This is a genomic window from Nostoc favosum CHAB5714 (genome assembly GCF_020829495.1).
Lineage (GTDB): Bacteria > Cyanobacteriota > Cyanobacteriia > Cyanobacteriales > Nostocaceae > Nostoc > Nostoc favosum.
Genome location: NZ_JAIVFQ010000176.1, coordinates 1 through 7,934 on the forward strand (window position 1 = coordinate 1; position 7,934 = coordinate 7,934).

The following is a 7,934-nucleotide window of genomic DNA, read 5'->3' on the forward strand; positions in this document are numbered from 1 at the left end:
AACTTTTGCCCTAGAGGCAAGCAACGCTTTAGGAGAATCGACCTCTACTCTGACTGGAGCAATCCAGAAGCAGCAAGTTGACTCGTAGATTAAAGAATCCCTGCGCGTTCACGCCAGGGAGTGTCAATCACATAGCGGTATTACCTCATATTCCTTGCCACTCGCCTTTAATGTAAATGTGGGAGATGATTCTAAATATTTAGTAAAACTAGAACCTAACTTTAATTTTTTAATAATTGAATTAGGAGACTCTCCGGTTATTTTCCGTAACTCTGTACCTAGCTTGGACACAGATAATTTAGTTTTGGGAGACTTTATTTTTATATCTTGAATAATTTCTAATAGGAATTTATCTAATGTTTTTTCATTAGGTATTTTCGCAGAATATTCTTTTTCTCGTTCTTGAATAGATTCTGGAAATGATTTATCTACAAGAGGGATTGTTTTTTCAATTGTTGGTTGATTTGGATTATCTTTAATATTGATATCGCATCTTTCTTGAAATAAAGTTGCAACAGCCACTAAACTGTTTAATCGAGCATTGATTGATTTCTGTTCACTTTTAATTAATTCTTGAATTTTATCAACCACTTGTTCAAAAGATGGAACTTCTGTTGCCATTGGTAAGGAATAATGAGTTAATTTGCCAGTATTCCGGTTTTCTATTTGCAAATTTTGTCCTTGTCTACGTACCCAGTAAACAATTAATCCTTGATTTTGAAGTTCGTTACAGAGGTGGATCAAAATTCCATCGCCAGAACAGACCAAGATTTCTTTAACTGTTGGATAAGAGCGTAAGACAGAAACACCAAGTGCGATCATTTTTGCATCAGCACTGTCTTTACCTCCAGGCACATGGATAAGTTGATAGCTACGATTGTATAGTTCAATATCTTGCTTGCCGTTAAAAAAATTGACTTTGACTAATATTTAAGCCTTAACTGAACCGTATTGAAATTTAACCCTTAATTTACGCTTGCACTATGTGGTAGTTCTCTGAATAGCTAGAATTTTAGAAACACTTCAACCAACGCGGGCGAAAACATAGTCACGGGTGCGAGAATCCACGGGGTTAGTAAAGATTTTATTTGTAGTACCAAATTCAACCATTTGAGTAATGCGATTTTCATTACTATAAAAGAAAGCCGTAAAATCAGATAGACGAGTAACTTGCTGCATATTGTGAGTAACCATCACAATTGTCAACTCAGAGCGCAAGTTATGGATCAAATGCTCAAGTTTCATACTACCGACAGGATCAAGACCTGAACAAGGTTCATCCATTAACAGAACGTTCGGTTTGACTGCTAAAGCACGAGCAATACATAGTCTTTGTTGTTGACCGCCAGAAAGCTCTAAAGCAGATTTGTGCAGCTTATTTTTCACTTCATCCCAAAGTTCGGCAGCTTTGATGGCAGATTCAACGATTCCATCTAATTCTACTTTCGGATGCCATCCAACTAATTTCACGCCATAGGCAACATTATCGTAAACGCTCATGGGAAAAAGATTTGGCTTGGGAAAAACCATACTAACTTGGCGACGTAAACGATTGATGTTGACACGACGCTCATAAATACTCTGTCCAAAAAATTCTACTTTTCCTTCAACCTTGACATCTCCTTCTAATTCACTCATGCGATTTAATGATTTAAGAAAAGTAGACTTGCCACAACCACTAGAACCAATAATTGCCGTGACTTGGTTTTGGTAAATATCCATTGACACGCCTTCAACTATCTTTTGAGTGTCGTAAGAGAAGCTGAAGTTTTTGACTCTGATGGCTGGAATTAGTTTACTCATATTCCCAAAACGTGTGAAATAAAAGTTGACGAAGTAAAGTAGTACAAATCAGCAGCGCTGTTTCACTATGTTACTCCTAAAAGGAGATATTCATGGAAATTACGTAGCTATACAGTAGTCATACAGCAGATAAACTGTTACTAAATATTTATATTAAGACTATGCTCCAAAATTCATCTTTTATAAACTTCTTATACGCAACTTTGGCACATTGGCCTACAGCAGATTGCAACAGGCGTGAGGTACAGATAATCGTAGGGGCACAACATGTTGTGCCCCTACCCGTGTACTTCATTTACCTGAAATACGCTGTATATAGCAGTCCGATTTTATTTTTGAAAAAATCTAGGTATATGTAGGGTATGAAAGCGTTGCGTAACGCACCAAAGTCTTTGGACGATGCCGTACTTTTGTCTAACACACTCTACGTGTATTTCAAAAATCAAATATCAGTCCTATTTGATTCGTGAAAAATATAAACAAGGAAACGACCCGCCATCTCTACGAAACGCTATGCGAACGCGCAGTGTCTCGTAGAGATGGACGCAAAAGGAAGAAATAAGAAAGGGATATATAATTTTCACAAATGATTTAGGACTGCTATATGCAATCCTTTCCAATTAAAAAGGATTGAGGGGAATTCGACTTAAAATAATTCGTAATTCGTAATTCGTAATTCGTAAATTTTGTTTTGCATTAGCGAAGCGTTAGCGAGTCCGCGTTCGCTTTTAGCGTCTCTTCGAGAGCGTCTGGGGATTTTAACCCCACCGCAAAACTTGTCGCTTGTTAGAAGCGAGGGACTTAGACCCCTCAAAAATGTTAAAATAGCTTAGAAATAAAAATATTAATATCATATACCCTCATGGGTAGTGAGGAGCTAGTTTATCTAATCAAAATAAATTAGTAATTATTTTTAAACCGCGCTTTATGAATATCATCTAGTATGAGATGGTTCGACAAAAATCATTAACCAAAACGCCCTGAAATATAGTCGCGGGTGCGGGGGTCTAGTGGGTTGTTAAAGATTTGCTCTGTAGCGCCAAATTCAACCATTTGACCTATCCGACTTTCATCGGTGCTAAAGAAAGCCGTAAAATCAGAGACGCGACTGGCTTGCTGCATGTTATGGGTAACGATCGCAATAGTCAACTCAGACTGCAAACTATGGAGCAGTTCCTCAACTTTCATGGTAGCGATGGGGTCAAGAGCCGAGCAAGGCTCATCCATCAGCAGAACTTTCGGCTTGACTGCTAAAGCACGGGCAATACATAATCTTTGTTGTTGACCACCAGAAAGCCCTAAAGCTGATTTATCCAGCTTATCTTTGACTTCATCCCACAGAGCAGCGCTTTGAAGTGCAGATTCGACAATTTCATCTAATTCTAATTTTGAATATCTGCCTGCTATTCTCATCCCGTAGGCAACATTTTCGTAAATGCTTATCGGAAAAGGATTCGGTTTTTGGAACACCATACCAATTTGGCGGCGTAACCGATTGATATTAACACGAGGAGCATAAATATTTTGACCAAAAAATTCTACATCTCCTTCAACTTTCACAGGCCCTTCTAATTCGCTAATGCGATTCAGAATTTTGATGAAGGTAGATTTACCACAACCACTAGGGCCAATAATTGCGGTTACTTGATTTTGATAAATATCTATTGACACTTTTTCGATCGCTTTTGTTGTGCCATAGTAAAAGCTAATATTTTTAACTTTGATAGCTGGAATTAAGTTACTCATGTTAATTCGTAATTCGTAATTCGTAATTCGTAATTAAGACACATAGAACAAGGCTTGAACCTGGCGGTTTACCCAGGGCTATTTCATTCTCATCTAGCCCGCCTCAGAATGAATTCTGAGTCTAATAGCGAAAGTCGTCTAAAGACGACTAAGAAAAGGTTATAGTCTGTTTTAACGGACTTTAGCTGTTAGCCTGAAACTTTAGTTCTGGGCAGTTTATGTCTAGAACGAAATAGCCCTACGGGTTACCATTTTAATATCATAGTTTGCCAAGATGTAAAAAAATACAATAAATTATTTGTTTTACTTTAGTCTTCTCTGTCTAATAACTAAGCGAGAGAGAATACTGACGCATAAAATTAAGCCGAGTAGAACTATAGAAGTAGTCCAGACTAATTGGCTTTTTTGCGGGTCGGGGTCGTTGTAGAGGTTAAAAATTAATACTGGTAAGGAAGCTGTTGGACTTAACAATCCTTCTGACCAATCTAGACTAAATAAAGCAGTAAAAATTAAGGGTGCTGTTTCACCAGCAGCACGAGCTACAGCTAATAAAATGCCTGTAGTAATTCCAGGAATTGCAGCTGTGACAACAATGCGAAGGGTAGTTTGAAAGCGAGTTCCTCCTAAAGCAGCAGAAGCTAGACGTTGAGATGTGGGAATTAGTTTTAAGGATTCTTCTGTTGTCAGTATAATTACAGGTAGCATAATCACGGCTAAAGCAAAACCGCCTGCGATCGCACTAAATCCTTTAGTTACCAAAACTATCACACCGTAAGCGAATACGCCTACAACAATTGAGGGGACACCTGTTAGAATACTGCTGATAAAACGAACAAAACCAGCAATTGAGTTGGTTTGACCGAATTCTGCCAAGAAAATTCCTGTCATTATCCCTGTGGGAATGCTTAAAATAGCACCAATTCCCACCATGATTATGGTTCCCAGGATGGCATTACCAAAGCCATTGTCAATCACTGTTTTGACAAACATTTCCGATTTCAGTCCAGATATTCCCCGAACGAAAATTTCCCACAAAATTGATAATAAAGGAATGAGTGCTACACCTGTCAAACCAAAGGCGATCGCATTCATTGCATAGCTAAATATTACTCGCTCTGTTGGCAGAGGACTGCATAATTCTGTCGCCAAAGATTCATCAGTTTTTGACTGGATATAACCACTCATGTTTTTTATAAATTTTGATTGATAAACGTCTTATTACACTAAGATATTTGTATTAAAACAATGCTATTTATTTTTCCTGCCAACCCACTTCACCAATAGTACAGCGCCAATATTTACAGCTAGAGTCAACCCAAACAAAATCAACGCCAAATAGCTTAAAGCGCCTATATGCAAACCCGGTTCAGCTTCGGCAAATTCATTAGCTAATACAGAAGGAATTGTATAAGCTGGATTGAGTAAAGAAGCACTGATTTGAGCAGAGTTGCCAATCACCATAGTGACAGCCATTGTTTCACCCAAAGCACGTCCCAAGGCGAGCATTCCGGCACTCACTATTCCAGAAAATCCAGCTGGTAGCAAAACCCGAAAAATTGTTTCCCAACGAGTACCACCCAAAGCCATAGATGCGCTACGTAATTCTTTAGGGATAGCCATTAATACATCACGAGTAATTGCTGCCATTGTGGGCAAAATCATGATGGCTAGAATAATTCCAGCAGTTAACATATTAGTCCCAGAAGGGTCTTCTGTATTAAATAGTGGTATCCATTTAAAAACGGTGGCTAGCCATCTTTGTAGAGGTTCTAAAACTGGAATAAAGACAAAAATCGCCCACAAACCAATAATGACACTGGGAATTGCTGCAATTAATTCAACAACAAATGCTAGGGTGATTCGCAGCGATGAAGGTAAGAAATTTTCACTCGTGACTAAGGCTACTGCTATTCCCACTGGGACAGCGAATATAATAGCGATCGCACTACTTACCAAAGTTCCATAAATATAAGGTAATGCACCAAAAAGCTGATTACCTGTATCCCAATCTTGATCCCACAAAAACCCCAGCCCAAACTGCTTAATGGCTGGTAGAGCTTCGGAGAAAATTACCCAACTCATCAGAAATAAGACTGCAACGGTAATCACGGCAAATAAGTATACTAGCCGTGTAAAACCTTGGTCAAACCAGAGATTTGTGCCGCCGATAGCTGTTAAATTGAAATTTTCATCGCCTAGATTTGAATCATCTGATGAATTTCTGTCGGCTGGTTCCGATGAATTTGCCATTACAAATCAATAAAATAGATTTTTTTTGCTACTAGGGTGAGTTAACAAATCACCCTATTAGGCTAGGAAAGTAGTTATGATTGGAAATTAAGGCTTGACAGAGCTATTCACTGTCTGAAGCACCCGATTTGCGACATTAGATGGAATTCTGGTGTAGTTGAGGTCATCGTTATATTGTTGACCGTCTTTCAATACCCAATTAATCCATTTTTTGACAGCATCAGCTTTAGAAGCATTAGCATACTGTTTGTAAACCATCATCCAGGTAAGACCGACGATGGGATAACCTTGTGCTGGATCTCCTACGAAAACGCGGTAGTTGTTTGGGAAACTCACAGTTGCTAAAGCTGCATTTGCAGATTGTAAAGAAGGAGCAACAAATTCTCCTTTTTTATTTTGTACGAGTGCTGATTTCAGGTTGTTTTGGACAGCGTAGCTATATTCTACATAACCAATAGAACCAGGAGTACGAGATACTAAGGCAGCTACGCCTGGGTTGCCTTTGCCTCTGAGGACGTTTGGCAGATTCCATTTGGGAGCAGTGTTAGCTCCAACTCTGCCTTTAAAATAACCGCTGATAGCACTCAAATGATTAGTGAAAATGAAAGTTGTACCGCTACTATCAGCGCGAACAGCAAATTTAATTGTTTGATTTGGTAAATTAGCACCTGGATTATCAGCTTTAATTTTTGCGTCATCCCATTTGCTAATTTGACCTGAGAAAATTGCTGGTAGTGTAGCGCGAGATAATTTGAGATTATTAACGCCCGGAAGATTGTAAACAACAGAAACAGCACCGCCTGCTGTGGGTACTAAGATTACACCGTTCTTGACTTTAGCGATTTCATCATCTTTCATTGCAGCATCACTACCACCAAAATCAACGGTTCCAGCAATGACTTGACGAATACCGCCGCCGCTACCTATTGCTTGGTAGTTAATTCTCAAGTCTGGATACTTCTTCTTTACTTCACGAGCATAGCGTTCGTAAAGCGGAGCCGGAAAAGTTGCTCCTGCACCATTGAGAGTTTGAGCTTGTGCGATCGCACCAAAAAATGGACTAAGTGCAATAGAAGTTGTCACCACTGAAGTAGCAACGACACGATTCAAGATGGTGGTCGAAAAAATCATATTACCTCTGACTTCAAGGAATATTTTCCTGCTGTAATTTCAGTCTTAGATAGGCTACATTTTTTATAGTTAAACTTTCTTTAACAAATGATCAATAAAAAATTAAGGTGTGTTTAAATAATACTTATAAATATTTTGTGATTGTTGAGATTTGATTGAGTCAGCTAACGCGATGTGCAACTTATTCTTAAAACCCCACTTCCATTCCTCTCCCCGAAGCGGAGAGAGGCTTTAAGTCTTGCTCCCCTTCCCTCTTAGGGAAGGGGTTGGGGGTTAGGTTTGAGGGAAAGTTGCACACCGCGTCAGCTAAGTTGCTGATGAAAAACTTAATTAGGCTGTGCATCTACACAGAATCAGGATCTTGCTCCTCATAATATCGCTCTTCTTGAGAAGCATGTCTTCCGTGGCAAGCATAGACACTATAGCCATCAGGAAATTGAAGAGCAGGTTCCCCTTCAGCATGAAGCATATTTTCTTCGTCAAAAGACAACTTACAAGGGCGATCGCAGACTATACAAACCTTTTCAAATTGGAATACAAAACCACAATGTTGCATGAAATTTTGAAGTATGTTCCATTTTTTATTGTAAGTTCAAGGGTTTAAGACCCCTACATCTATATGTAGCACCAGTTTCAGTCGGGGTTTAAATCGCCGTCTGAAATGTCTTTAATTTTGATGAATTTTGAATTTTGAATTTTGAATTGTTAATGTCGTGTTGAAGGTCAATAATAGTAGCGACTGTTTTAAAAGTCAAGCGTAGGCGTAGCCCGCACCTGTGTACTTGATCGCGGTGCGGCAAAGTTTGAAGTACTCCAACACGACTTTCAAGTACCTCAACACGACTTCGGAGTACCTCAACACGACTTCGGAGTACCTCAACACGACTTCGGAGTACCTCAACACGACTTTGAAGTACCTCAACACGACTTTGAAGTACCTCAACACGACTTTGAAGTACCTCAACACGACTTTGAAGTACCTCAACACGACTTTGAAGTACCTC

At 39.1% G+C, this 7,934-nt stretch carries 8 protein-coding genes; 1 reads left to right on the forward strand and 7 read right to left on the reverse strand.

Annotation, left to right across the window (positions count from 1 at the left end):
• Positions 1-123 precede the first annotated feature (123 nt).
• From LC586_RS38780 to LC586_RS38810, 7 genes are all read right to left on the reverse strand, one after another.
• Positions 124-855: a hypothetical protein gene (locus LC586_RS38780; protein WP_229491124.1), complete on the reverse strand. Its 732-nt coding sequence runs from the start codon at positions 853-855 to the stop codon at positions 124-126.
• 168 nt (positions 856-1,023) lie between these two features.
• On the reverse strand, positions 1,024-1,803 hold the full coding sequence (locus LC586_RS38785) for a phosphate ABC transporter ATP-binding protein (protein ID WP_229491125.1): 780 nt from the start codon (positions 1,801-1,803) through the stop codon (positions 1,024-1,026).
• A 966-nt stretch (positions 1,804-2,769) separates the two neighbouring features.
• On the reverse strand, positions 2,770-3,549 hold the full coding sequence (gene pstB, locus LC586_RS38790) for a phosphate ABC transporter ATP-binding protein PstB (RefSeq protein ID WP_229491126.1): 780 nt from the start codon (positions 3,547-3,549) through the stop codon (positions 2,770-2,772).
• Between the two features lie 303 nt (positions 3,550-3,852).
• A complete protein-coding gene (gene pstA / locus LC586_RS38795) occupies positions 3,853-4,734 on the reverse strand; it encodes a phosphate ABC transporter permease PstA (RefSeq protein ID WP_229491127.1) in 882 nt (293 codons plus the stop codon).
• Between the two features lie 63 nt (positions 4,735-4,797).
• Entirely contained in the window at positions 4,798-5,799 is a 1,002-nt protein-coding gene (pstC, locus tag LC586_RS38800; protein ID WP_229491128.1) for a phosphate ABC transporter permease subunit PstC, read from the reverse strand.
• An 87-nt stretch (positions 5,800-5,886) separates the two neighbouring features.
• Positions 5,887-6,930 (reverse strand): phosphate ABC transporter substrate-binding protein PstS, encoded by a 1,044-nt coding sequence (gene pstS, locus LC586_RS38805; RefSeq protein ID WP_229491129.1) that lies wholly within the window; start codon positions 6,928-6,930, stop codon positions 5,887-5,889.
• A gap of 343 nt (positions 6,931-7,273) precedes the next feature.
• Positions 7,274-7,501: a DUF6745 domain-containing protein gene (locus LC586_RS38810; RefSeq protein ID WP_309143435.1), complete on the reverse strand. Its 228-nt coding sequence runs from the start codon at positions 7,499-7,501 to the stop codon at positions 7,274-7,276.
• Positions 7,502-7,706: 205 nt separating this feature from the next.
• Between LC586_RS38810 and LC586_RS38815 the strand changes: the two genes are divergently transcribed.
• A partial coding sequence (locus tag LC586_RS38815; protein ID WP_229491131.1) for a hypothetical protein occupies positions 7,707-7,934 on the forward strand: 228 nt, incomplete at its 3' end.

Excerpts from the sequence above, each read along its gene's own strand:
- LC586_RS38785 (WP_229491125.1), bottom strand. The coding sequence starts at position 1,803 with ATGAGTAAACTAATTCCAGCCATCAGAGTCAAAAACTTCAGCTTCTCT.
- pstB (WP_229491126.1), bottom strand. The coding sequence starts at position 3,549 with ATGAGTAACTTAATTCCAGCTATCAAAGTTAAAAATATTAGCTTTTAC.
- pstA (WP_229491127.1), bottom strand. The coding sequence starts at position 4,734 with ATGAGTGGTTATATCCAGTCAAAAACTGATGAATCTTTGGCGACAGAA.
- pstC (WP_229491128.1), bottom strand. The coding sequence starts at position 5,799 with ATGGCAAATTCATCGGAACCAGCCGACAGAAATTCATCAGATGATTCA.
- pstS (WP_229491129.1), bottom strand. The coding sequence starts at position 6,930 with ATGATTTTTTCGACCACCATCTTGAATCGTGTCGTTGCTACTTCAGTG.